Source organism: Modicisalibacter muralis (assembly GCF_900102945.1).
In the GTDB taxonomy this organism is placed as follows: domain Bacteria; phylum Pseudomonadota; class Gammaproteobacteria; order Pseudomonadales; family Halomonadaceae; genus Modicisalibacter; species Modicisalibacter muralis.
In genome coordinates this window covers 340051-363988 of the sequence record NZ_FNGI01000002.1, presented here as the reverse complement: position 1 = coordinate 363988, position 23938 = coordinate 340051, and the positions used below count along the sequence as shown (strand labels likewise).

The 23938-nt window shown below is 63.4% G+C and carries 24 protein-coding genes; 14 read left to right on the top strand and 10 right to left on the bottom strand.

The window, feature by feature from the left end; translation table 11 throughout:
* Positions 1 to 47: 47 nt before the first annotated feature.
* The gene (aguA, locus tag BLR92_RS06290; protein WP_089726610.1) at positions 48 to 1163 is read left to right on the top strand and encodes an agmatine deiminase; all 1116 of its coding nucleotides are present in this window, start codon (positions 48 to 50) and stop codon (positions 1161 to 1163) included.
* Between the two features lie 132 nt (positions 1164 to 1295).
* Complete coding sequence (locus tag BLR92_RS06285) at positions 1296 to 2519, top strand: MFS transporter (protein ID WP_089726608.1); 1224 nt, start codon at positions 1296 to 1298, stop codon at positions 2517 to 2519.
* 59 nt (positions 2520 to 2578) lie between these two features.
* Here the strand turns inward: BLR92_RS06285 and BLR92_RS06280 are convergent, their stop codons facing one another.
* From BLR92_RS06280 to BLR92_RS06250, 7 genes are all read right to left on the bottom strand, one after another.
* On the bottom strand, positions 2579 to 3268 hold the full coding sequence (locus BLR92_RS06280) for an RraA family protein (protein WP_089726607.1): 690 nt from the start codon (positions 3266 to 3268) through the stop codon (positions 2579 to 2581).
* Positions 3269 to 3334: 66 nt separating this feature from the next.
* Positions 3335 to 4123 carry an SDR family oxidoreductase gene (locus BLR92_RS06275; RefSeq protein WP_089726605.1) on the bottom strand — a complete coding sequence of 263 codons (789 nt, stop codon included), beginning with the start codon at positions 4121 to 4123 and terminating at the stop codon, positions 3335 to 3337.
* 111 nt (positions 4124 to 4234) lie between these two features.
* Positions 4235 to 4933 (bottom strand): SDR family NAD(P)-dependent oxidoreductase, encoded by a 699-nt coding sequence (locus BLR92_RS06270; RefSeq protein ID WP_089726603.1) that lies wholly within the window; start codon positions 4931 to 4933, stop codon positions 4235 to 4237.
* Between the two features lie 24 nt (positions 4934 to 4957).
* Positions 4958 to 6463: a tripartite tricarboxylate transporter permease gene (locus BLR92_RS06265; protein WP_089726601.1), complete on the bottom strand. Its 1506-nt coding sequence runs from the start codon at positions 6461 to 6463 to the stop codon at positions 4958 to 4960.
* Positions 6463 to 6933: a tripartite tricarboxylate transporter TctB family protein gene (locus BLR92_RS06260; protein ID WP_089726600.1), complete on the bottom strand. Its 471-nt coding sequence runs from the start codon at positions 6931 to 6933 to the stop codon at positions 6463 to 6465. The genes BLR92_RS06265 and BLR92_RS06260 overlap by 1 nt, the downstream gene beginning before the upstream one ends.
* Positions 6934 to 6963: 30 nt before the next feature.
* On the bottom strand, positions 6964 to 7938 hold the full coding sequence (locus BLR92_RS06255) for a Bug family tripartite tricarboxylate transporter substrate binding protein (RefSeq protein ID WP_089726598.1): 975 nt from the start codon (positions 7936 to 7938) through the stop codon (positions 6964 to 6966).
* Positions 7939 to 7997: 59 nt separating this feature from the next.
* The gene (locus tag BLR92_RS06250) at positions 7998 to 8522 is read right to left on the bottom strand and encodes a 2,4'-dihydroxyacetophenone dioxygenase family protein (protein WP_089726596.1); all 525 of its coding nucleotides are present in this window, start codon (positions 8520 to 8522) and stop codon (positions 7998 to 8000) included.
* 138 nt (positions 8523 to 8660) lie between these two features.
* On the opposite strand from BLR92_RS06250, the gene BLR92_RS06245 reads away from it, so the two are divergent.
* The gene (locus tag BLR92_RS06245; protein WP_089726594.1) at positions 8661 to 9437 is read left to right on the top strand and encodes an IclR family transcriptional regulator; all 777 of its coding nucleotides are present in this window, start codon (positions 8661 to 8663) and stop codon (positions 9435 to 9437) included.
* Here the strand turns inward: BLR92_RS06245 and BLR92_RS06240 are convergent.
* Complete coding sequence (locus BLR92_RS06240) at positions 9431 to 10258, bottom strand: response regulator transcription factor (RefSeq protein WP_089726592.1); 828 nt, start codon at positions 10256 to 10258, stop codon at positions 9431 to 9433. The genes BLR92_RS06245 and BLR92_RS06240 overlap by 7 nt on opposite strands.
* A 139-nt stretch (positions 10259 to 10397) precedes the next feature.
* Here BLR92_RS06240 and BLR92_RS06235 point away from each other — a divergent pair, with 139 nt between their 5' ends.
* Positions 10398 to 11030, top strand: coding sequence for a YbhB/YbcL family Raf kinase inhibitor-like protein (locus BLR92_RS06235; RefSeq protein ID WP_089726590.1), 633 nt, complete (start codon positions 10398 to 10400; stop codon positions 11028 to 11030).
* Between the two features lie 31 nt (positions 11031 to 11061).
* Positions 11062 to 11274, top strand: a complete 213-nt coding sequence (locus tag BLR92_RS06230) for a hypervirulence associated TUDOR domain-containing protein (RefSeq protein ID WP_089726588.1) — start codon at positions 11062 to 11064, stop codon at positions 11272 to 11274.
* A 29-nt stretch (positions 11275 to 11303) separates the two neighbouring features.
* Here BLR92_RS06230 and tdh read toward each other — a convergent pair whose 3' ends face one another.
* Both tdh and BLR92_RS06220 read right to left on the bottom strand, forming a co-directional pair.
* Positions 11304 to 12329, bottom strand: a complete 1026-nt coding sequence (gene tdh, locus BLR92_RS06225) for an L-threonine 3-dehydrogenase (protein WP_089726586.1) — start codon at positions 12327 to 12329, stop codon at positions 11304 to 11306.
* Positions 12326 to 13519 carry a glycine C-acetyltransferase gene (locus BLR92_RS06220; protein WP_089726584.1) on the bottom strand — a complete coding sequence of 398 codons (1194 nt, stop codon included), beginning with the start codon at positions 13517 to 13519 and terminating at the stop codon, positions 12326 to 12328. Before BLR92_RS06220 ends, tdh begins: the two co-directional genes overlap by 4 nt.
* Before the next feature lie 348 nt (positions 13520 to 13867).
* On the opposite strand from BLR92_RS06220, the gene BLR92_RS06215 reads away from it, so the two are divergent.
* From BLR92_RS06215 to BLR92_RS06175, 9 genes are all read left to right on the top strand, one after another.
* Entirely contained in the window at positions 13868 to 15538 is a 1671-nt protein-coding gene (locus BLR92_RS06215) for a VRR-NUC domain-containing protein (RefSeq protein WP_089726965.1), read from the top strand.
* The gene (locus BLR92_RS06210; protein WP_089726583.1) at positions 15505 to 17820 is read left to right on the top strand and encodes an ATP-dependent DNA helicase; all 2316 of its coding nucleotides are present in this window, start codon (positions 15505 to 15507) and stop codon (positions 17818 to 17820) included. The genes BLR92_RS06215 and BLR92_RS06210 overlap by 34 nt, the downstream gene beginning before the upstream one ends.
* Positions 17821 to 17909: 89 nt before the next feature.
* Positions 17910 to 18281 carry a winged helix-turn-helix domain-containing protein gene (locus BLR92_RS06205; protein WP_089726963.1) on the top strand — a complete coding sequence of 124 codons (372 nt, stop codon included), beginning with the start codon at positions 17910 to 17912 and terminating at the stop codon, positions 18279 to 18281.
* A gap of 94 nt (positions 18282 to 18375) precedes the next feature.
* On the top strand, positions 18376 to 19206 hold the full coding sequence (gene modA, locus BLR92_RS06200) for a molybdate ABC transporter substrate-binding protein (protein WP_089726581.1): 831 nt from the start codon (positions 18376 to 18378) through the stop codon (positions 19204 to 19206).
* 12 nt (positions 19207 to 19218) lie between these two features.
* Positions 19219 to 19914 carry a molybdate ABC transporter permease subunit gene (gene modB / locus BLR92_RS06195; protein ID WP_175488739.1) on the top strand — a complete coding sequence of 232 codons (696 nt, stop codon included), beginning with the start codon at positions 19219 to 19221 and terminating at the stop codon, positions 19912 to 19914.
* Positions 19915 to 19920: 6 nt separating this feature from the next.
* Positions 19921 to 21081 carry a molybdenum ABC transporter ATP-binding protein gene (gene modC, locus BLR92_RS06190; RefSeq protein WP_089726576.1) on the top strand — a complete coding sequence of 387 codons (1161 nt, stop codon included), beginning with the start codon at positions 19921 to 19923 and terminating at the stop codon, positions 21079 to 21081.
* A gap of 85 nt (positions 21082 to 21166) precedes the next feature.
* Positions 21167 to 22108, top strand: coding sequence for a cobyrinic acid a,c-diamide synthase (locus BLR92_RS06185; RefSeq protein ID WP_089726574.1), 942 nt, complete (start codon positions 21167 to 21169; stop codon positions 22106 to 22108).
* 42 nt (positions 22109 to 22150) lie between these two features.
* Positions 22151 to 23356 (top strand): toxic anion resistance protein, encoded by a 1206-nt coding sequence (locus tag BLR92_RS06180; RefSeq protein WP_089726572.1) that lies wholly within the window; start codon positions 22151 to 22153, stop codon positions 23354 to 23356.
* Between the two features lie 11 nt (positions 23357 to 23367).
* The gene (locus tag BLR92_RS06175; RefSeq protein WP_089726571.1) at positions 23368 to 23895 is read left to right on the top strand and encodes a retropepsin-like aspartic protease family protein; all 528 of its coding nucleotides are present in this window, start codon (positions 23368 to 23370) and stop codon (positions 23893 to 23895) included.
* The last annotated feature ends 43 nt before the right edge of the window (positions 23896 to 23938 follow it).

Below are 23938 nucleotides of genomic sequence, written 5' to 3'. Positions count from 1 at the left end.
GGGCCTAGCATCGAGTTATCCCACCACGACAATCGACGAGGATGCTCATGCCCAGGTCACTCTCTTCACTTCCCAAGGCCGACGGTTTCCGCCTACCCGGCGAGTTCGAGCCCAAGGCCGGCTGCTGGCTGGGCTGGCCGGAGCGCCCCGACGTATGGCGCAACGGTGCCAAGCCGGCGCAGCGGGTGTGGGTGGAGATCGCCTCCGCCATCGCTGCAAGCGAGCCGGTCACGGTGTGCGCCTCCGCCGCGCAATACGCCAATGCCCGACGCCTGCTGCCGCCCTCGGTGCGGGTGGTGGAGATGACCACCAACGACGCCTGGTTCCGCGACAGCGGGCCGAGCTTCGTGGTCAACGACGCGACCGGCGAGGTGCGCGGCGTGGACTTTCAGTTCAACGCCTACGGCGGCCTCGACGGCGGGCTCTACTTCCCCTGGGACCGGGACGACCAGATCGCCCAGAAGATCCTCGAGATCGAGAACCTGGACCGCTACCGGGCGCCGTTCATCGCCGAGATGGGCGCCATCCAGAGCGACGGTCAGGGCACGCTGTTGACCACCGAGCAGTGCCTGCTCAATCGCAACCGCAACGTCCACCTGGGCAAGGAGACGGTCACCCGGCACCTGGAGGACTACCTCGGCGCCGAGCGGGTCATCTGGCTGCCGCGCGGCTGCAAGTTCGACGAGACCGACGGGCATATCGACGACCTGGCCTGCTTCGTGCGCCCCGGCGAGGTCGTCATGCAGTGGACCGACGACCGCGACGACCCGCAGTGGGAGATCTATCAGGAGACCTACGACATCCTGCGTCGCACCCGCGATGCGCGCGGTCGCGAGCTGACCGTGCATAAGCTGCCCCAGCCGCGCGCGCTGGAATGGACGGCGGAGGAGGCCGCAGGGCTGGACGGCATCGAGGGCACGCACCGGCGCGAGGCCGGCACGCGCATCTGCGCCTCGTACATCAACTATTACGCCGGCAACTCGGCGATCGTGGTGCCGCTGTTCGACGATCCCAGCGATCGCATCGCCCTGGCCACCCTGGCCGAGTTGTTTCCGCGCCACCGCATCGTCGGCATCGAGAACTCGCGGGAGATCCTGCTCGGCGGCGGCAACGTCGCCTGCATCACCATGCCGCAGTATGCGCCGACGCCGCCGGCGAACTGAACGCGCCATGTCCTGAGCAACACTCCCCGTCAACGGGAAAGACGCCCTCGTGCGAGGCGTCCTGGCCCCGCCTGTCCGCACGGGCGGGGGCTGACACCGAAAACAAAAGCGACAATCAGAGAGGTCTCAGCGATGAAGAGTCAAACGACGGTTCTGGAGGATTCTCCGCAGCCTGCACGGTTCGGCGTCGACAGCCTGGTGGCGATCGCCGCCGCGGTCGCGATCAGTTTCGTCGGCAACGCCGTGGTCATGGGCATGCCGTTGATGGTCGGCGCGCTCGCCGATTACCTGCACTTCAACCCGCAGCAGGTCGGCTGGATGGCCTCGGCAGATCTCGGCGGCATGTTCCTGGCGTCGCTGTTCACGGCGGCGGTGGTATCGCGGGTCAATCGGCGCGTCCTTGCGACGGCGGGTATCCTGATCGCCATCGGTGCCAACTACCTGTCGACGCAGTTCCACGCCTTCGAATCGCTGCTGGTGGTACGGTTGATCGCCGGCTTCGGCGGCGGCATCTGCTACTCCACCGGCATCGCCTGCCTGGCCATCACCAGCAAGACCGGGCGCAACTTCAGCATCATGATGTTCGGCCTGGTGGCGATCAACGCCATCGAGCTTTATACCATTCCCAGCCTGACCGCCACCTGGGGCATCGACGGCATCTTCCTGGCGTTCTGCGTGGCCTTCGCGCTGTGCCTCGGTGTGATTCCGTTTCTCTATCCCCACACACCGGCGAAACCCACGGTTGCGCAGAACGAAGATCGCGACATGCCCAAGCCGCGACTGCCCACCTACCTGCCGTTGGCCTGTCTGCTGGCGGTGTCGTGCTTTTACATCACCATCGGCTCGTTCTGGGCCTTCATCGAGCGCGCCGGGGTCGATGCCGGGCTGGGCGACGCCTTCATCGCCAACGTGCTGACGCTGGGCAACGTCTTCACCCTGGCGGGCTGCGTCGCGGCGGTGTGGCTGAGCAATCGCGCCGGCCAGTCACGGGTGCTGATGGCGGCGCTCGCCGGCATGGCCGGCGTGCTCGGCCTGCTGGCGGTGGATATCGGCGCGACGACCTTCGTCATCGGTACCTTCGGCTTCTGCATCGCCTGGCTGTTCACCGACATCTTCCAGCTCGGCACCCTGAGCCACATCGACGGCTCGGGGCGCTACGCCGCGCTGGTACCGGCCGCCCAGGGCCTGGCCCAGACCGCCGCGCCGGCGACCGCCGGCTTCCTGCTCAGCCAGCAACTGGGCTATTCCGCGGTGATGCTGTTGGGCGCGGCGGGGTCGCTGGTGGCGCTGGTCATCTATGCCTTTGTCTACTCTCGCCTGCGGCGGCTCGCGCCGGCCCTGGCCGACGCCGTGTAGCCCGGTGCGGCGTCATGTCGACGGGGAACGTGCCGCGTCGAGGGTGCGTGTGAAGGCCTCTACATGACACCGAACGTCCTGAAGGCCTCTTGCGTGCTCATGCCGTTGACGATGGCGTCTCGGACCTTGTTTTCCGAGGCGCTTTTTTCCAGTGCCTGGCTAATGACCTCTTTTTCTATCGTCTTGGGTATGACGACGACGCCGTCAATATCGCCGAAGACGATATCGCCTGGACTGACCCTGACGCCACCGACCTCGATCGGCACCCGGTAGTCGATGACTTTCCCGCGGGGGCCCTGGTCCTGGCCGTAACTCCCCCACGAAAAGACCGGGAATGGAGTCGACAGGATTTCGTGAGTATCACGGGAGTAGCCATTGAGAATTGCGCCTGCTGCGCCCAGGTGCATGGCGCGCTGCGTCATCAGCCCTCCCCACAATGCGTATCGGGGCGAGCTTCCCGAGGCGATGTACACCTCGTTGGGGCGTAGGCTGTCCAGGGCTTCCAGCATCAAACCAAACGGCTTCTGGCTCAAAGGGCCGATGCCGGGCTCCGTATCGACGGCAGGGTAGTCGGCTTCCAGAACGGGCATCGCTCTCCCCGCCAGGACGCGTTCTGGAACCAACGCGCGGACCTGGGGTGGGAGAAATTGTTGCTGGAATCCCAGGGTGTCGAGAATGTCTCCTATGAGAGAAGAGGATAACTGTTCACGTATCTGCAAAAACATTTGTTTATCGTCATCGTAGGTCATTTTCCGCTCCACTCGCTTGTTAGCTATCGATACTGTTGAAGCCGCATTTTCGGCCGACGCTTCGCCTCAGAACGTGCCAGGATAACCGCCGCCATCGAGAAGGATGTTCTGTCCGGTCAGGTAACTGGCGTGCTTGCTACACAGAAACGCACAAAATGCGCCGAACTCATCGGCATTGCCGAAACGTCGGGCGGGAATGCCTTGCAGGCGTTGCTCCCTGATGAGTGAGACGGCTTGACCCGAGGCTTTCGACGCCGCATCGAGACCGCTTCTCAGGCGTTCGGTATCGAAGGCGCCGGGCAGCAAATTGTTGATCGTCACGTTGTTGCTGGCCAATTGGGGCTGCCGGGCCAGGCCGGCGACGAACCCGGTCAATCCACTGCGTGCGCCATTGGACAGGCCGAGCGTATCGATCGGTGCCTTCACCGCCCCCGAGGTGATGTTGACGACCCGCCCGAAGCCCCGCGAGGCCATGGCATCCACCGTCGCCTTGATCAGCTCGATCGGCGTGATCATGTTGGCATCCACGGCCTCATGCCAATCACCGCGAGTCCAATCGCGAAAATCGCCCGGCGGGGGACCGCCGTTGTTGTTGACGAGAATATCGACTTGGGGACAGGCAGTGAGAATGGCCGAGCGTACCGCTTCGTTACCGATGTCACCGGCAACGGAGCGGACCTCGATATCGCCATTCAGCGACTGCAATTCCTGCGCCGTCGCGGCGAGGACGTCCGCGTCACGCGCATTGATGACCAGATTGACGCCTTCCTTCGCCAACGCCCGCGCGCAGCCCCTTCCCAGTCCCCGGCTGGCGGCACCGACGATGGCCCAGTGGCCGGCAATTCCGAGATCCATGATTCGCTCCTGGCATTGTGTTCGAGAAAGTTCGAAAAACGGCGCTCACGATCCGCTTACGGATGTCGAGAACGTTTTGCCTAATCGGCGATGTGTCCTCATTCATTGCTCTCAGCGCGCCGAATAGCCGCCATCCACCGGCAGAATGCTGCCGGTCACGAAGTGGGCATCGTTGGAGGCGAGAAAAAGTGCCGGGCCGACCAGATCTTCCGGCGTGCCCCAGCGTCCCATCGGGGTACGCGAGACGAGCTCGGCCGAACGTTCCTCGTTGGCCGACAACGCCGACGTCAGATCGGTGGCGATCCAGCCGGGCGCCAGCGCATTGACGCGAATACCGTCATCGGCCCAGGCGATGGCCAGCGAGCGTGTCAACTGGGCGACGCCACCCTTGGAAGCCGAGTAGGCGGGGACGAAACCGCTGCCGAAGAAGGACAGCATCGAGGCGGTGTTGATGATGCAGCCGCCGGCCGCCTTGAGCGCCGGGTAAGCCGCTTGGCAGCAGCGCTGCGTGCCGTTGAGGTTGATATCGACGACGTCGGCGAAGCCTTGCGGGGAAAACTCCGCCCCATTCCGACGGAGAATGCCCGCGCAATTGACCAGCACATCGATCCGGCTAAACGCAGAGAAGAACGCTTCGACAGCCTTTTCGTCACGGACGTCGAGCTGGTGCTTGCCGACGACGGCGTCGACGATCATGGTTTCGGCCGCTTCGACCCCGGTGATGTGAACCTCGGCGCCTTGGCCGGAAAACGCCTGGGCGATGGCTCTACCAATGCCCGTACTACCCCCGACAACGATAACGGTTTTCATAAGACTCCTTTCAGGATGTGTACTTCAGGTGGAGCCGGCCTCATGAGCCGATATCCGCATGTTCCAGAAAGTCGAGAAGATGATGCTGGCCCATACCAGCAGGGCCAGACAACCCAGAGTGGTGGCGATGGGGCGGTCGAACAGCTCGAGCATATCGCCTTGGGCCTTGATCATGGAGCGTAGGAAATTGCTCTCGATGATCGGTCCCAGGATGACCGCCAGGATCATGGGGCCGATGGGAAAGTCGTTTTCCGCCATGAGATAGGCCAAAAGCCCTAACCCCAGCATGATCCAGACATCCAGCATGCTGTTGTTGGTGGCGAAGGCCCCGACGATGCAGAACAACAGAATCAGGGGGTAGAGCACGCCGGAGGGAATGGACAGAATATGCCGAGCGCTACGCACCGCCAGCAGGCCCAGCGGCAGCAGTAGCAAATTGGCCAGTAGAAAGACGATGAAGATCGCATTGATCAACACGGCATCGTTGGTGAATACATCGGGCCCCGGCGTTATTCCTTTCATCATCAGCACGCCGATGATGATGGCGGTGATCGTATCGCCCGGGATGCCGAATACCAACGCTGGGATGTAGGCGCCGGAAAGTGCCGCATTGTTGGCCGCACTTGCCGAGACCAGGCCTTCGGGGTGGCCAGTGCCGAATTTTTCTGGGGTGCGGGACAGCTTGCGCGAGATGGCATAACAGACCCATGAGGCGATGTCCGCCCCGGCACCGGGCAGTGCCCCGATCAGCGTGCCTAGAAAGCCGCTGCGTATGCCGCCTCCCTTGTAGCGCCACATTTCCCGGCCCACGCCTTCGAAGGGCTTCTTGACCGTTGGTGGCCTGGGAATCGAGATTCTGCCCACCTCGGGGATTCGGCGCAGCAGCTCGGCGACCGCGAACAGCCCGATCAGTACCGGCAGGATCGAGATGCCACCCAGTAGACCGGGGATGTCGAAGGTAAATCGCATCTGTCCCGACACCGAACTCATGCCGACCATCGAGATCAGCAAGCCCAGCAGCATTGAGATCACCCCCTTCAAGGGGTCGCTGCCGGATACCAGCACAGCGCAGGAAAGGCCCAGCAGAGCCAGCCAGAAGTATTCGTCGCTGGTGAAGCGGAGCGCGAATTCGGCGATCAGTGGCGAGAAGAATGCCAGCATGGCCACCCCGATCAAGCCCCCTACCATGGAGCAAGCGAGATTGATGCCGAGTGCTTGGCCGACCTTGCCCTGGCGGCCCATCAGATACGCTTCATCGGTATAGGCGGCCGAGGCCGGGGTGCCCGGGATGCGTAGCAATGCGCCGGGGATGTCGCCGGCCACGATGGCCATGGCCGTGGCCGAAACGATGGCGCCGATCGCTGGAAGCGGTTCCATGAAAAATGTCACCGGCACCAGCAATGCGGTGGCCATCGTCGCCGTCAGGCCGGGAATCGCACCCATGAAAAGTCCGAACAGGGATGCTCCCACGACGATGGCCAGAATGTCCCAGGCGAAAACCATCGATAGGGCTTGTTGTAGTTCCGCCATCAGTAGACCACCTTTTCCAGTACGCCCAACGCTAATGGCACATGAAGCAACTTGGCGAACGCCAACCACACCAGGGCGGTCGCGATCACGGCGACGCTTGTGGCAAGAACCCAGCGATGTGAAGTCAGCCAGTCGATCATCAGTGTCAGTAAAACCAGTGACACGACGGGAAAGCCCAGGATGGGCGTCAGTTCGATATAAGCGACGACGGCGGCGATGACCATGGCAATGCAGAACAGCACGCGTTTCGGCCCAACCTCTCCTTGCCAGGCGAAGAGCGCGCCACGTCGCCGCCAGCCGCGTAGCGCCATGATTCCGCCGAACACGACCAGTAGAGCGCCAATCAGGGTGGGAAAGGTCCCCGCGCCGTATGGCTGGCGCGGGAGCGAAGGAAAGTCTCGCGAGGCCCAGATGGTGATGGCACCCAGCAGGGCCATCACCACACCGAGCAGGAGATCATTGATGCGCATGACGACTCCTGTCGCACTCGGCTACCGGGCTTATTGCGCAAGTCCCAGTTTGTCGATGATCTTGCCGTTCTGCTCATCTTCCTGGGCCATGAACTCGCCGAACGCCTGGGGCCCGCGCCACTGGGTGCCGAAGCCACGTTGCTCCATGAACGACTGGAACTGCTCGGATTCCCATACCTTGTGGGTCGCTTCGGCCAGCGTTTCGACGATGTCTTCGGGGAGGCCCTTCGGCCCTGCCAGGCCGCGCCAGGTGCCGGCAGCCCAGGGTTGACCGGTCAATTCCTCGGCGGTAGGCACGTCGGGGAAAGCCTCGAGGCGTTCTTCGGAGAACACCGCCAAGGTATCGACGCGACCGGCCTTGCGCATCGACTCGGCTTCCGGCAGGGAGGAGAAGACGATATCCACGCCGCCAGCAGCCAGTTCCTGGAAGCCCGGTGCAGCGCCCTCGCTGGGTACCAGGGCGACGCTGGTGGGGTCGATGCCTTGTTGGTCCAGAAAGCCGGAGAAGGCAAGATGATAGGCCGCTCCCGGGCCGGAGCCGGAAACCGTGTACTCACCGGGATTCGCCTTGATGTCGGCCAAGGCCTGATCCAGCGTATCCCACTCGGATTCGGCGCCGACGTTGAACGCCGCCGAATCGAAATTGATCATGGCGATGGGCGTCAGGTCCTCATACGAGATGTCGGAGGTGCCTATATTGCGATAGGTGCTGATTTCAGCCGTCACCAGCCCCAGGGTATAGCCGTCGGGTTCGGCCATGGCCATGGTGGTATGCCCGACGATACCGCCTCCGCCGGTGCGGTTGACGACATTGACGGGTTGACCCAATTGCTCCTGCAGGCCGCTGGCCAATTGCCGTGCGATGGCGTCGGTGCCCCCGCCGGCGGACCAGGGAACGATCAGTTGGATGGGCTTTTCGGGGTAAGCGGCATGGGCGACGCCGAACGATAGACCCAGGGCGATCAGGCCGGCAGAGAGGGCGCGTGAGGTTGTTTTAAAAGTCATCGGAGAGTCTCCTTACTTGTCTTGTTGTATTACCTGCCAGGGAGCGCGGTTCGCAGCACTCAACGAATGAACTGGTCGACATATTCCCGCCCCAGTCCGCATGATTCGTAGTGCTTGCGGCACATGTCGATCTTGGTGAAGACGTCCTCGAACCCCAGGTGCTCGCCCCAGGGGTCGACGTAATACATCACGCCGTTCACCTGAAAGAGGGTGATCATCTCTTCCACGTCGTCGTCTACGACCAAGGTATGGGTTTCTCCGGGGGGCTCGTAGACATAGCTTCCCTCGGTAGCCACCCAATCGTGTTCCAGGTAGCGCCATTGCCCCTTCAGTACCATGCCGTGCACCGGGTTGGGGTGGCGGTGACGACTCAGTACGCCCGACTTGCGAACCCGCAGCAGGTTGACCCAATAGCCTTGAGAGGCGTTGAGACACAGCGGGCGAAAGTCGACGTTCTCCGCCTGGGGTACCCAGACCCGTTCGTCCTCGGGTATTGCGTTCGGTACTACGATATCGGCGGAGGCCTCTGTCGGTTGTGAGTATTGATAAGGCATGCGCTTGTGCTGATCGTCGTTGGCGGGCATGTTTCCTCCGTCTTTCGTCCATAATGTGGACATATGATTCATAATATGGACAACTTGGAGTCAAGGTAAGAGGGCACCATTGCCCCGTCAATCGACGACGGGGCTTGGTGACTTAGACATTCGTATAAAGGAGCTCACATGAGCGAGGCCAAGGGCGAACTTTCAAGGCCGGCGCAGGTGCAGGGGGCGGCGGCCGTCACCAAGGGATTGAGGCTCCTTCAGGTGATTCCCGAACTGGGGTCTGAGGCCAGTGCACGGGCCATTCAGCAGCGCCTGGCATTGCCCCGACCGACCGTCTATCGGCTACTGAACACGCTGGAACGAGAAGGCTTCATCGAGCGCAACCCGCTGGGTGGGGAGTATGTGCTGGGTCGGCAGATCGTCCGCCTGGCCCAGCAGTCGCTCTCTCAAAGCAGTCTGCAAGACCGCATGCGCAGCACGCTGCAGGCTGTCGGTAGGGCCACCGGCGAGACCGTGCATCTTGCGGTGCCCTACGGGTGCCATATGACGTTCATCGACAAGGTCGAATCCACCGAGACGGTACGCATGGCCTCCTATGTCGGCATGCCCATTCCCATGCACTCCACTTCGGTGGGCAAGGCCTACTTGGCGGCACTGGACGCTAGCGAATGTGAGCAATATCTGACGAAGCTGAATTTAGAGCCCATCACCGGGAAGACGCTCATTTCCTTGGAAGCCTTACGGGCGGAGTTACAGAACACCCGGGAGCGCGGCTATGCCATCGACAATGAAGAAAACGAAAAAAGCATCATTTGTTTTGGTCACGCAATCTATGCCGCCGATGGAAGACCTGCCGGGGCCATCAGTGTCAGCGTGCCGCGCTACCGTCTAGATGAAGATGTGGAGGCACGTGTTATTGAAAGCCTTTGTCGACTCGTCCACCAACCTCACTGACTCTGCTGACGCCGCGACACCAGCGCCACGTGATCGAGGAACAGGCGGAACAGCTGCGACTGGCTGGAGACATCGAGGCGCTGGTAGAGGTGCTTGCGATGGACCTTGACGGTGCCGTCGCTGATGCCGAGTTCGCGCGCCGCCGACTTGGTCGAGTGGCCGGCCAGCAGCAGGCGCACGATCTCCTGCTCGCGGGCGGTGAGCCGCTCGCGGCCGAAGCTGGCGAAGGCCGCTTCCACCGGCGCTTGGGCCTCCAGGCACGCCTGGAACTGGCCGCCCTGCCAGTGCCAGTACTCGCCGAGCAGCACCTCGAACACCGGGGCGACGTGACGCAATGCCTGCAGGCCGCGCCGGGTCAGGGGCGCGCCATCGCGGCGGAAACCCAACGACACCACCAGCACTACATCCGGCGCCACACGGGTGAACAGCCCGACCTCGTCGCCGAGGCCCAGCGCGCGATAGTAGTGGTGGTAGTAGTCGCTGGCCTCGAAGCGGTCCGGCGCCAGTTCGCGCAGGCGATGCATGCCAGCGTCGAGCCCGCGTTGCACGGCGGTGAAGATCGGGTCGAGCAGGTAGGCTTCGCTCAGGTAGCGCTCGACCCACAGCTCGCGCAGGTGCGCCGGGCAGTCGTCATGAATCAGTAGCGGTCGGTGGCGGCCCTTGTAGGTATTGATCAGGATCGAGTCGAAGGCGATGCGTTCGCGCAGCGCCTGTTCCAGCAAGCCGGGGAAGGACGTTGCGCCGGCATTCTGGATCAGCCGGGCCAGGCACTGGTGCCAATTGAGGCTGGCGGGTTGGGCGAGCAGTTCGGTGGGGGTCATGGCGCGTCGTGATATACCCGGTGCGAAAATGACTGATCGGTCGAGGTTAGCATCTTCTTGTCGCCGCGTGTCTGGCCGTTGACTGCGCCCCTGAGCTAGGCTGAAAGCGACGCTATCCATTGACTCGAAGGAGCTGAGCATGCAACTAACCGTTCATGGCATCGACGACCAGCAGCCGATCCCCGGTACCTTCGCCTTTGGCGTGCCCGGCGATGGCGAGCCGATGACCCTGGGGCCCAATCGCAACCCGGCGCTTAGCTGGTCGGATGCCCCCGAGAATACGCGCAGCTTCGCGGTGATCGTGGTCGACCCGGACGTGCCCGGCGACCCCAGCGACGTCAACCAGCAGGGCAAGTCGCTGCCGGCGAGCATGCCGCGTGTCGATTTCTACCATTGGGTGCTGGTCGACGTTCCCGGTGAATCCCGCGATATCGGCGAAGGCGAGGATTCGGACGGCGTGACCGCCAAGGGCAAGTCGCCGGGAAAGGCCGCCTTTGGTGTGCGCGGGATCAATACCTTCACCGATTTCCTGGCCGACGACCCGGACATGGGCGGTATCTATGGCGGTTACGATGGCCCTTGCCCGCCATGGAACGACGAACTGATCCACCGTTATCGCTTCACCGTCTACGCGCTGGACGTGGACTCACTGGAATTGTCTGGTGAATTCACCGGCGCCGAGGTACTCGAGGCCATGCAGGGGCACATTCTCGATCAGGCGACGCTGACCGGCACCTACACGCTCAACCCCGACCTGCGTCGCGGCCAGTGAGGGCAAGAAACCATCCAGGGAGGACGCTAGCATGGCTACCCGATTCAAGGTCGGCGACCACGTGAAATGGAACTCCGAAGCGGGGCACGTGAGCGGTACGATCACCCAGGTGCATACCGAGGATTTCGAGTACAAGGGGCACAACCGCCGCGCCTCGGAGGAAGAGCCGCAATACGAGATAAAGAGCGACAAGACCGAGCATATCGCGGCGCATAAGGAGAGTGCGCTGAGCAAGGCCGATTAAGCCTTACCTTGCTCACCCGTCTTTTGGGCTCAGGTCCAGTCCAGTATTACCTTGCCGGACTGACCCGAGCCCATCACCTCGAAGCCCTGCTCGAAGTCGTCGATCTTGAAGCGGTGGGTGATGATCGGGTTTAAATCGAGCCCCGACTGGATCAGGCTGGCCATCTTGTACCAGGTTTCGAACATCTCGCGGCCGTAGATACCCTTGATGGTCAGGCCCTTGAAGATCACCTTGGTCCAGTCGATGGCCATCTCCTCGGGTGGAATGCCCAGCATGGCGATCTTGCCGCCATGATTGATCACGTCGAGCATCTCGCTCACCGCCGATGGCACGCCGGACATTTCCAGCACCACGTCGAAGCCCTCGCTCATGTTCAGGTCGGCCATCACGTCCTGCAGATGCTCGCGCGAGACATTCACGGTGCGGGTGGCGCCCATCTTCTCCGCCAAGGCCAGCCGGTAGTCGTTGACGTCGGTGATCACCACGTGGCGCGCGCCGATATGGCGCACCACGGCGGCGGCCATGATGCCGATGGGCCCGGCGCCGGTGATCAGCACGTCCTCGCCGACCACGTCGAACGACAGCGCGGTATGCACGGCGTTGCCGAAGGGATCGAAGATCGCCGCCAGCTCGAAGGGAATCTCGTCGGGCAGCTTGAACAGGTTGAAGGCCGGCAGGGTCATGTATTCGGCGAAGGCGCCGGGGCGGTTGACGCCCACGCCGACGCTGTTGCGGCACAGGTGCGTGCGCCCGGCGCGGCAGTTGCGGCAATGCCCGCAGGTCACATGGCCCTCGCCGGAAACCCGGTCGCCGATCTGGTAGCCGCTGACTTCCTGACCGATGGCGACCACTTCGCCGGCGTACTCATGGCCGGTGACCATCGGCACCGGCACGGTCTTCTGCGACCACTCGTCCCATTGATAGATGTGCATGTCGGTGCCGCAGATCGCGGTGCGGTGAATCTTGATCAATACATCGTTGTGGCCGATCTCGGGGATCGGCGCATCGGTCATCCAGATGCCCGGCTCCGCCTTGAGTTTTGCCAGCGCCTTCATGCGATTACCCCCAGTTCCCGGCCGATACGGGTAAATGCCTCGATGGCGCTATCGATCTGCTCAAACGTATGCGCCGCGCTGATCTGGGTGCGAATGCGCGCCTGGCCCTTGGGTACCACCGGGAAGGAAAAGCCGATGACGTAGATGCCCTCGGCCAGCAGCCGATTGGCGAACTCCCCGGCGAGGCGGGCATCGCCCAGCATCACCGGAATAATCGGATGATCGGCGCCGGCCAGCGTGAAACCGGCGGCGTTCATGCCCTCGCGAAAGCGCGCGACGTTATCCCACAATTGCGCGCGCAGGGCGTCGCCGGCTTCGACCTTGTCCAACGCCGTGAGAGTGGCGGCGACGATGGGCGGCGCCAGCGAGTTGGAGAACAGATAAGGCCGCGAGCGCTGGCGCAGCCACTCGACGATCGGGCCGCGTGCCGCGGTGACTCCGCCGGAAGCGCCGCCCAGCGCCTTGCCGAAGGTGGTGGTGATGATATCGACGCGTTCGATCACGCCGTGATACTCGTGCGTGCCGCGACCGCTGGCGCCAAGAAAACCGCTGGCGTGGGAGTCGTCGACCATGACCAGGGCGCCGTAACGCTCGGCGAGATCGCAGATGCCCTTTAGATTGGCGATCACGCCATCCATCGAGAACACGCCGTCGGTGGCGATCAGCTTGAAGCGCGCGCCAGCGGCGTCGGCTTCCTGCAGGCGTGTTTCCAGCTCGGCCAGGTCGTTGTTGGCGTAGCGATAGCGGCGCGCCTTGCATAGGCGCACGCCGTCGATGATCGAGGCGTGATTCAGTGCGTCCGAGATGATGGCGTCCTCGGGTCCGAACAGCGTCTCGAATAGCCCGCCATTGGCATCGAAGCACGACGAATAGAGGATGGCGTCATCCATGCCCAGAAACTCGGCGAGGCGCTGCTCCAGGTGGCGATGCTCGGCGTGGGTGCCACAGATGAAGCGCACCGAGGCCATGCCGAAGCCCTGCTCGTCGAGCCCACGCCTGGCGGCAGCGATCAGCTCCGGATCGTCGGCCAGGCCCAGGTAGTTGTTGGCGCAGAAATTGATCACCTCGCCACGCTCGACGCGAACCTTGGCGCGCTGTGGCGACATCAACTCGCGCTCCTGCTTGTAGAGTCCTTCCTCGCGCAGCTCGGTTAGCTGGTGACGTAGATGATCCTGAAAGGCCTGGGACATGGCATCACTCCTTGGAAGCACTGACTAAATGTCTGCGCGAGCAAATCGCTGTGTTGTGCGGTGCTCGAAGGCTCACCTAACCCATGTTATGTCTCGCCTTCTGTGCTCCGTACGCCTTGCGCTTCACTCCGCTCGTCGATTTATCCAGCACTTCCGTTGTCGTTGTCGGTTGACGGAAACGCGCCGCATAACGCTATCAAGCCTAACAGGATGCACGATGATTTGCCGGGAGCCCGGCTTATCGGAACCCGTATCGAAAGCGATTGGCAGGCCGGGCGAGGCATTGGTACTCTGTCCATGTTCTGTACAAATAGCCAGTATTTGCTGCCCATTGTTAACGGCCCGGCCATGACGCTTCCAACGCTCGACGACCCGTTTTATTACCTTAACAACTTCCACACCGTGCTGGACTGGATCGGCGCGCGTTATCGTGACCTGCTGAGCGCCGACGAACGGGCGTTCATCGACGATTTTTCGGCGCTGCCCCAGGCCTCGCGCGCCTTGCTGGTGCGCATGATCATGCGCAAGGGCACGCTGTTTCGGGCCAGCAAGCTTAACTACGCCGAGATCGGCCCGATGCCGGAGGCGGTACTGCCACTGATCGATGCGGGTTGGGTCGATGCCGAACCCGAGTTGAGCCTGGAACAGCTGTTCGCACTGTCGACCAAGGCCGAGATCATGACGGCTCTGATGCCCGCTCCCGCACCCAGCGACAGAGCCTTGAAAAAAGCCGACCTGCTGGAAACGCTGAAGCCGATGTATGACGAGGCGCGGCGCTTCGACGCCTGGTTCGCGGACAGCGGCGATGGCGTTTATGAACTCACGCTCATGGCGATGTGCGATCGCTTCCGGCTGATGTTCTTCGGCAATCTGCGCCAGGATTGGACGGAATTCGTGCTTGCCGACCTGGGCATCTATCGCTACGAGCGCGTCGAATTCAGCGCCGCATCGCGCGCCTTCCAGCAGCGCGCCGATATCGACGCCTACCTGCATCTGCACCGCTGCCGGGAGCGCTTCGAGGCGGGCGAGCCGCTTATCGAGCTGCTCGACGCCGTACCAGCGGCGTTCGACGACAATCCCTGGCTCGAAGCACGCCGTGCCAAGCTGTTGTTCCAACTTGGCCAGCACTGCGAGCGCAGCGGTGAGTTGGCATCGGCGTTGACGCTGTATGCCGATTGCACGCATCCCGGCGCGCGCATCCGCCGCCTGCGCGTGCTGGAGCGCAGTGGCCGGTTCGATGCCGCGCTCGCCCTGGCCCGTGAGGTAGAACGCTCGCCCGAGAGCGATGCCGAGACGCAACATCTGCAGCGCATTTTGCCACGCCTACATCGCAAGCTGGGTTTGCCCGGATTGCCACGCCAGCAACCTGCCGCGGTCGAGCGGATCGATTTGCGGCTATCCCGGCCCACCGGCCCGATCTCGGTGGAAGGCGCGGTGCGTAAGCATCTCGACGAGCCTCACGCGCCGGTGCACTACGTCGAGAACGCGTTGATCAACTCGCTGTTCGGCCTGCTTTGCTGGGAGGCGATCTTTGCGCCATTACCGGGGGCGTTCTTCCATCCATTCCACAGCGGCCCGGCGGACCTGTCTCGGCCGGATTTCTACCGTCGGCGCGCTGCGCTATTCGACGCCTGCCTGGCACGCCTCGACACACACGACTACCAAACCGTCATCCGCGACATCTTCATGGCCAAGCAGGGCATCCAGTCGCCCTTCGTGCACTGGGGCATCGTCGATGAAGACCTGCTCGAACAGGCGCTGGCGTGTTTCCCGCGCGAGCACCTCAAGCTGTGGTTCGCGCGGCTGTTGTGGGACATCAAAGCCAATCGCGCCGGCCTGCCGGACCTGATCCAGTTCTGTCCCGAGAAAAAAACGTATCGCATGATCGAGGTCAAGGGGCCGGGCGATCGCCTGCAGGACAATCAACTGCGCTGGCTGGATTTCTGCGCCGAGCACGGCATGCCGGTGACGGTGTGCTATGTGCAATGGGCGCGAGCCACCGAGGACTCGTCAACGTGAGTTATAGCGTTGCCGTGCGCGCGCTCTGCGAGTTCACCGCCAAGGCTGGCGATCTCGACCTGCGCTTCACGCCGTCGCCTTCGGCCCAACAGGGCATCGCCGGGCACGCGCTGGTCGCCTCGCGGCGCGGCGCAGCGTATGAACGCGAGGTTTCGCTAAGCGGCGAGTACCGTAACCTGCACGTGCGCGGTCGCGCCGATGGGTATGACGCCGAGCGCAACCAGCTCGAAGAAGTGAAGACCTTTCGCGGTGATCTGGATTTAATACCTGCCAATCACCGCCAACTGCATTGGGCGCAGGTGAAGGTCTACGGCTGGCTGCTTTGCCAAGCGCGCGAGCTCGATCAGGTGCGCCTGGCGCTGGTCTACTTCGATATCGTCAGTCAGCGTGAAACCATCATCGGCGAGACGTTCACGGCCGAGTTGCTGCGCGAATTCTTCGAGCGCCAGTGCGAGCGGTTCATCGATTGGGCCGAGCAGGACCTCGCGCATCGCAGCGCGCGGGATCAGGCGCTTGGCGAGCTGCGCTTCCCGCATGCGAACTTTCGTGCTGGGCAACGCCCACTGGCCGAGGCGGTCTACAAGGCGGTCGGTACCGGTCGCTGCCTGATGATTCAGGCGCCCACCGGCATCGGCAAGACGCTGGGTACGCTGTTTCCGATGCTCAAGGCGATGCCGACGCAATCGCTGGACCGGGTATTCTATCTGACCGCCAAGACACCGGGCCGCCGGCTGGCGCTACAGGCGCTGGAGACGTTGCAGACTGACGCGACGACACGCCCACTGCGAGTGCTCGAACTTGTCGCCCGGGACAAGGCCTGCGAGCACCCTGACAAGGCCTGTCACGGCGAATCCTGCCCACTGGCCAGCGGTTTTTATGATCGCCTGCCCGGCGCACGCCAGGCGGCGGTGGAGGCGGCAACCCTCGATCAAGCCTCGCTGCGAGATATCGCACTGGAACATGGCGTGTGCCCCTACTATCTGGGTCAGGAGATGGCGCGCTGGAGCGATGTGGTGATCGGCGATTACAACTACTATTTCGATCTCAACGCCATGCTGTTCGCCTTGAGCGTCGCCAATCAGTGGCGAGTCGGCGTGCTGGTCGACGAAGCCCACAACCTGGTCGAACGCGCACGCGGCATGTACAGCGCCGAACTCGATCAGGCCGCCTTCAAGGCGATGCGCCGGGTCGCGCCTGCCGCGCTCAGGACACCGCTTACGCGCATCAACCGGCAATGGAATGCGCTGAACGCCACTGAAGATACCGCTTCGCCGCAAGGCGGGCTGAATCACAACCAGGCGCATTATCGCGTCCTCGATGCGCCACCGGCCAAGCTGCTCTCGGCGCTGCACAACGCCATCGCCGCGATCACCGATTACCTGACCGAGCATCCGGCCGGGCTCGATAGTGCGTTGCAGAAATTCTTCTTCGATGCCCTGCACTTTTGCCGGGTCGCCGAGCTTTATGACGAGCATTCGCTATTCGATATGACGTTCCGGCCGGGCAGGCGTGGGGCGAGCGTCTCGACGCTGTGCTTCAGAAACGTCGTGCCCGCCAGCTTTCTCGCGCCTCGGTTTGAGGCGAGCCGCGCCACGGTGCTGTTCTCGGCGACGCTGAGCCCGAGTCGCTATTACGCCGATCTGCTCGGATTGGCGGCCAATACGCCATGGATCGAGGTTCAGTCGCCGTTCACGGCGGATCAGTTATCGGTGCATGTCGCCGAGCGGATATCGACGCGCTTTCGCGAGCGCAGCGCCTCGCTGTCGCCGATCGTCGAGTTGATGGCCGGGCAGTTCGCGCGGCAACCGGGCAATTATCTGGCCTTCTTCAGCAGCTTTGATTATCTCGAGCAGGTGGCCGGCGTGTTGCGCGAGCGCTATCCCGAGATTCCCATGTGGGTACAGTCGCGGCGTATGGATGAGCCGGCGCGCCAGGCTTTTCTAGAGCGTTTCACGGCGACTGGCCGGGGCATCGGCTTCGCCGTGCTGGGTGGCGCCTTCGGCGAGGGCATCGACCTGCCCGGCGAGCGGCTGATCGGCGCCTTCATCGCCACCCTCGGTCTGCCGCAGATGAACCCGGTCAACGAGCAGCTCAAGCGGCGCATGGGAGCGATTTTCGGCGCCGGCTACGACTACGCCTATCTTTACCCCGGCTTGCAGAAGGTGGTACAGGCCGCCGGGCGAGTGATTCGCACGCCGCAGGATCGCGGCGTGGTCCACCTGATCGACGACCGCTTTACAGAGCCGCGTGTGGCGGGGTTACTGCCCGGCTGGTGGCGATGATCGCGTTTTCACTGTCAGGCACGCTGCGCCACGACGATGGGCGTGGCATGCTACGAGGCTGGTATTTCCCAACGACAATGGACGACCGCATGACCCGAACCCACCACGCTACCCCCTGCTTCCAATTGCGGCTCGTCGCCGACAAGGATGTCGTGTTGGGCCCCGGCAAGGCGCAGATCCTCGAGTCGATCGAGCGTACCGGATCGATATCGGCGGCGGCGCGCACGCTAGGCATGAGTTACAAGAAGGCCTGGCAACTCATCGACACCATGAATCGCCATTTCGCCGCGCCGGTCGTGGCCACCGCGACGGGCGGAGAGCAACGGGGCGGCGCCAGTCTCACGCCATTCGGCCAGCAGGTTCTCGTGCATTACCGGGCGCTGGTGCGCCAGTTGGATCCGGCGTTTTCCAGCGAGGCTCGCGAGCTATTGGCGCTGATGGGCCCACGTGACGCCGGCTGAACTGGGTTCTTTCTTGCGGGATAGCGCTTGGAAATCGATGCACTGACTGGTTATAGTCTTTCCGCTATGTCCAATCATGCATAACGGGACGCCAATGACTGATTCATGCAACAACGACAAGCCTTCACTGGACCATGCCGCCTGCAGGCGTGCCCGCTATCCACTGGCTCTGGCGTTGCTGGGTTGCGCGTCTCTCGCGCAGGCGGCGCCGAGCGTCAACGTATTCGCCGCCGCGTCGCTGACCGACGCCATGAGTGCGGCCATCGACCAATATGAAGCGCAGCACGACGTCGATGTCGTGCCGGTCTATCTGTCATCCTCGACGGCGGCGCGACAGATCGCCAACGGCGCGCCGGCCGATCTCTACTTTTCGGCCAACCGGCAGTGGATGGATTGGCTTGCCGAGCAGGGCATCGAGCTACAGGCACGGGCCGATCTGCTGCAGAATCGCCTGGCGTTGGTGGCGCCCATGAGCAGCGACTTGCAAAGCGTTACCCCCGGCGAGGAGGGCGTGGACCTGAGTTCGCTGTTGGCCGATGGGCTGCGTCTCTCGGTCGGCAATCCCGAGCATGTGCCGGCGGGTATCTATGCCAAGCAGGCCCTGCAGTCGCTGGGTGAATGGCAAGCGCTCGAACCACGCCTGGCGCGCGCCAACGACGTGCGCGCGGCGCTGGCACTGGTCGCGCGCGGTGAAACGCCGCTGGGTATCGTCTATCGGACCGACGCCAGTGCCAGCGATCGGGTTCGCCAGCTCGGGCTTTTCCCCGTCGCTAGCCACGCTCCGATCAGCTACCCGGTGGCGTTGGTCAATCCGCCGGCAAGCGGCGCCGCAACGGCCTTTCGCGACTGGCTGGATAGCGACGCGGCCATGGCTATCTTTACGTCCTTCGGCTTCGCCCCGGTCGCCGGCGCCGAGAACGAGTAGGCGGAGCTGATCATGCTTTCCGAGGTCGAGTGGCAAGCCATCGCGATTAGCCTGAAAGTCGCCGGTAGCGCGGTGGGCTGGATCATGCTGCCGGGTGTGGCGATCGCCTGGTTGTTGGCGCGTCATGAGTTTCGCGGTAAGACGCTGCTCGATAGCTTGCTGCACTTGCCGTTGGTGTTGCCGCCCGTCGTCGTCGGTTATCTGTTGTTGATTTCGCTGGGTCGCCAGGGTTGGCTGGGGCAGTGGCTGGATAGCCTGTTCGGTATCACGTTGCCCTTCACCTGGCAGGGTGCGGCGATAGCCGGTGGCGTCATGGCCTTTCCGTTATTGGTGCAGGCCGTGCGCTTGTCGCTGGAAGCGGTCGATCCCAAGCTCGAAGCGGCAGCCAGCACCCTGGGTGCCGGTCGTTGGCGAGTCTTCTTCACCGTGACGTTGCCGTTGACAGTGCCCGGCCTGCTGACCGGCACGGTGCTGGCGTTCGCGCGGGCATTGTCCGAGTTCGGCGCGACGATTACCTTCGCTTCCAACATACCCGGCCAGACACGCACGCTACCCCTGGCGTTGTATACATTGATTCAATCGCCGGGAAAGGAAGCCGCCGCCGCCCGGTTGTGCGTGATTTCGATCGTCATCGCGATGCTGTCGCTGGTGATATCCCAATGGCTTTCGCGCCATGCCCGGCGGCGACTGCGCGAACGTGACGGGTGATAGCGGATGACCAGACAGACCAATGCAGTGGGTGATGCGTCGTGGCCGAGCGGCGCCTCGCGCAGCGCGAGTAACCGGAACCCGGAAGGCGGTCTGGTGCTCGATGTCGACAAGCGCTTGGGGGATTTCACCCTGAAGGCGTCGATGACCCTGCCGGCCAATGGCGTCAGCGCCCTGTTCGGCGTTTCGGGTAGCGGCAAGACCAGCCTGTTGCGCCTGATCGCCGGGCTCGATGATCCCGACGCCGGCGTCATTCGCATCGGTACGCAGACGCTCGTCGATAGCCGGCGTGGCATCTGCGTGCCGGCGCATCGCCGACATCTGGGCGTGGTCTTTCAGGAGGCCCGGCTCTTCCCGCATTATCGCGTGCGTGGCAATCTCTCCTATGGCATGCGACCCGCGGCGCGGGCGCGCTTCGATAGCATTGTTGAGCTGTTGGGAATCGAGGCGCTGCTGGACCGTTTTCCGGGCACGCTGTCCGGTGGCGAAGCGCGGCGAGTCGCCATCGGCCGGGCGTTGTTGACCGAGCCACGCCTGTTGTTGATGGACGAGCCGCTGACCGGTCTCGATGGCGCGCGCAAGCAGGAACTGATGGACTATATCGTGCGCCTGGCCAGGGACATCGACATACCCATCGTGTATGTCAGCCACGACCCCGATGAGCTGGCCGCCATCGCCGATTATCTGGTGCTCATGGAGCATGGCCGAGTGATCGACCATGGCCGCCTGGATCAGTTGCTGATGCGCTTCGAACTCACCGAGTATCTCGGTGGCTTCGATGCCGTGTCGGTGGTCACGGCGACGATCGTCGCCCACGATGACGACTACGCGCTGACGCAATTGAGCCTCGCCGATGGCCAGCGCTTGATCCTGCCCATCGTCAACGAGCCGGTGGGCACCCCGTTGCGGCTGCGCATTCCCGCACGCGACGTTGCATTGGCGCTGTCGCCTCCCGAGCACATCAGCTATCGCAACAAGCTCGATGCCGTCATCGAGCGGGTCGGCACCCTCGATCGGCGGCGTAGCGCGGTCGAAGTCAGCTTGCGCATCGGCTCGCAGGTACTTCGCGCACGCTTGACGCGCAAGTCTCACGATGAAATGGGGCTGAAGGAGGGCATGCCCGTCGTCGCTCTGCTGCGTAGCGTGGCGTTCGATACCCGGCGTTGATAGCAGCGGCAAGCGTCTTATCGTTATCGTCGCGTTCCTCTACAATCATGATTCCTCTCTTTTCGGGCAGCGGGCCTCGCGTCGTATGCTGGAATTCCTACAGGGCTTTGCCTACGGGTTGTTCGTCACCTGCCTGCCGTGGTTTCTGATTGGCATGGCGAGCCCGCGCCACGCGCTGGCCACGCCATTGCCCGATCGCCTGCAGGTCATCGTGCGTTACTGGCTGTTGGTGCCGTTCATTGCCTTCGTGTTATGGCTGACCTCGTTGTGGGGCGGCTTCGGACCCAGCCTCTTGGGCTGGCTGGCCGGGTTGGCGGCGATTGCCATCGAGCTGCCATTGGAGCGCCGCTTACGGCGTTGGTGGGGGGCGCGCAAGCAGCGCCGGCGCGAGGCCCAGCGCCATGCCGAAGCTGCACAGAAGCAGGCCAGGCAGGCCCGCGAGGCGAGCGAAACCGGCATGTTCACGCTCGACCCCGAGCGCCCGCCGGCGGGCGCCGACGAGGTGGTATTGGCATTATGTGTGGCCAAACAGCGCCTGGTCGACGCGCGCCAGCCCGAGATCGCGGTGCAAGCCGATCGTTTGTACAGCCGTTACCGGCACGCCATGCAGGTATTGCTGGCGCGCTTCGATGCCAGTGAACTGGCCTTCGAGCGCTCGCGGACACTGGTCGCCGAGGTGTGTTTCACGGCGGTGGACAACCTGACCGTGATGGCATCGCAGGCCAGCGGCATCGCGGGCGTGGACGCTGAGTTCGTGCGTCGCCGGCTGGCCGAGGAGCACGAGCGGCTGACGGTTGCCGAGCGCGTGGCCTTGAAACGTCGCCTGGCGCTGGTCGAGGAGACCGAGCACCACCTGCGCGACCTGAGCGCGCGCAATGAGGCGGCGTTGACCGCGCTCGATGACGCCGCCGTGGCGATGGCGCGCATCGAGACCGGGCGGCCACAGGCCTCGGTAAGCGCGGAGCAGGCGTTGAAGGACCTGCGTCATTTCGTCGGTCGGGCCGAACGCTACGGGCGTGATCGTTGATGCGTTATGGTAGTCATGTACTCCACGGGGAAATGATGGCTTATGAGCGATGAGCGTGAAACCGGCCCTGGGATCGACAGCCACCAGCAGCAACTCTATCTACCATCGGCCGATGAGATCGCCTCGCGCCTGCGTAGAGAGTTTGAGGCGAAGGGCGAGGCGAAGGACGAGGCCAACGATCTAGCGGCCGAGGCCGATGCCTTCGTCGATGAGGTGCTGGCACCGCACGCTAGCGAGGGCGCCGCCGAGCGGCAGCGTCGCGCCGTGGACGAAATGGGCAGCGATATACAACGCCGCGCCGCGCACCAGAGCGAGATGCTGCAAACCCCCATGCGCAAGCTGGCCCATCACGGTGATGACGGCGGGCCGGTGGCCAATGCGCTGACCAGCCTGCGTGAGCGGATGCACGACCTCGATCCCCATCGGCATAGCCTGACGCGCGGCGGGCTGGATCGGGTGATATCGCTCATTCCCGGCATCAGCAACAGCATGCAGCGCTACTTCCGCAAATACGAAAGCGCCCAGGAAGCGCTGGATGCGATCATTCGCGACCTGGAATCCGGGCGCGACATGCTGCGGCGCGACAACCTGACCCTGGCCGACGATCAGGAATCCCTGCGCGATATCCTCGCGCAATTGCAGCGCCAGATCGCCTTGGGCCGGCTGATCGATCAGCGCCTGGAACAACGTGTGGCCGCGCTTGGCGAAGGTGACCCTCAGCGCGCCTTCATCGAGGAAGAAGTGCTGTTTCCGCTGCGCCAGCGCATCGTCGATTTGCAACAGCAACTCACGGTCAGCCAGCAGGGCGTGCTGGCGCTGGAAGTGGTGATTCGCAATAACCGCGAACTGATTCGCGGCGTCGACCGGGCCATCAACGTGACCGTCTCGGCGCTGACCGTGGCCGTGACCGTGGCCCTGGCATTGGCCAATCAGCGCCTGGTGCTGGATCGCGTCGAGGCGCTCAATACCACCACCTCGGACATGCTCGCCGGCACCGCCCAGGCATTGCGCAGCCAGGGCGTGGATATCCAGAACCGCTCCGCCTCGGCGATGCTCGACATGCAAAAGCTCGAGCAGGCCTTCAACGACGTGCTGGCCGCCATCGACGACGTGTCGCGCTATCGGCGCGAAGCCTTGCCGCGCCTGGACGAGCAGATCGACCGCCTGCAAGCGCTGGCGCGCCAGGGCGAGGATGCTATCGGGCGGCTCGATAGGGGCAACGACACCCAATCGGGCGATTCGCTCTAGCCGGTGCGCGCATGAGCGACGACGACAAGGCGCTGCGACGCACCGGGCTCGGCATGATGCTGCTTTTCTGGCTGATCGTGCTGGGCATGGGCGCCTGGTGGTTCAATGGTGTCTTCGAGGAGCGCCACAATCCCAATGCGAATCTGGCCCAAACGCTGGGCGAGGGTAACGGCCCGGTGACCCTGCAACGCAACGCCTCCGGGCATTTCGTCGCTCCCGGTGCGATCAATGGCGAACCCGTGGAGTTCCTGCTGGATACCGGCGCGACCTACATTGCCATACCCGGCGAACTCGCCGAGCGATTGGGCCTCGAGCGCGGCGCGAGTGCCTATTTCAGTACCGCCAATGGCCCCGCCCAGGGTTACCTGACGACCATCGAACGGGTCAGCCTGGGTGGCCTGACCGCCCACGATGTGCGCGGCTCGATCAATCCCACCATGCGCGGCAGCACGGCACTGCTGGGCATGAGTTTTCTGAGCCGCTTCGATATCCAGATGCGCGATAGCGAACTGGTGCTGAGCCCGGTCGGGGAGCGCTAGCAGCGAATCCCGCTGCTATATTGAACCCTGACCAATGGGAGCG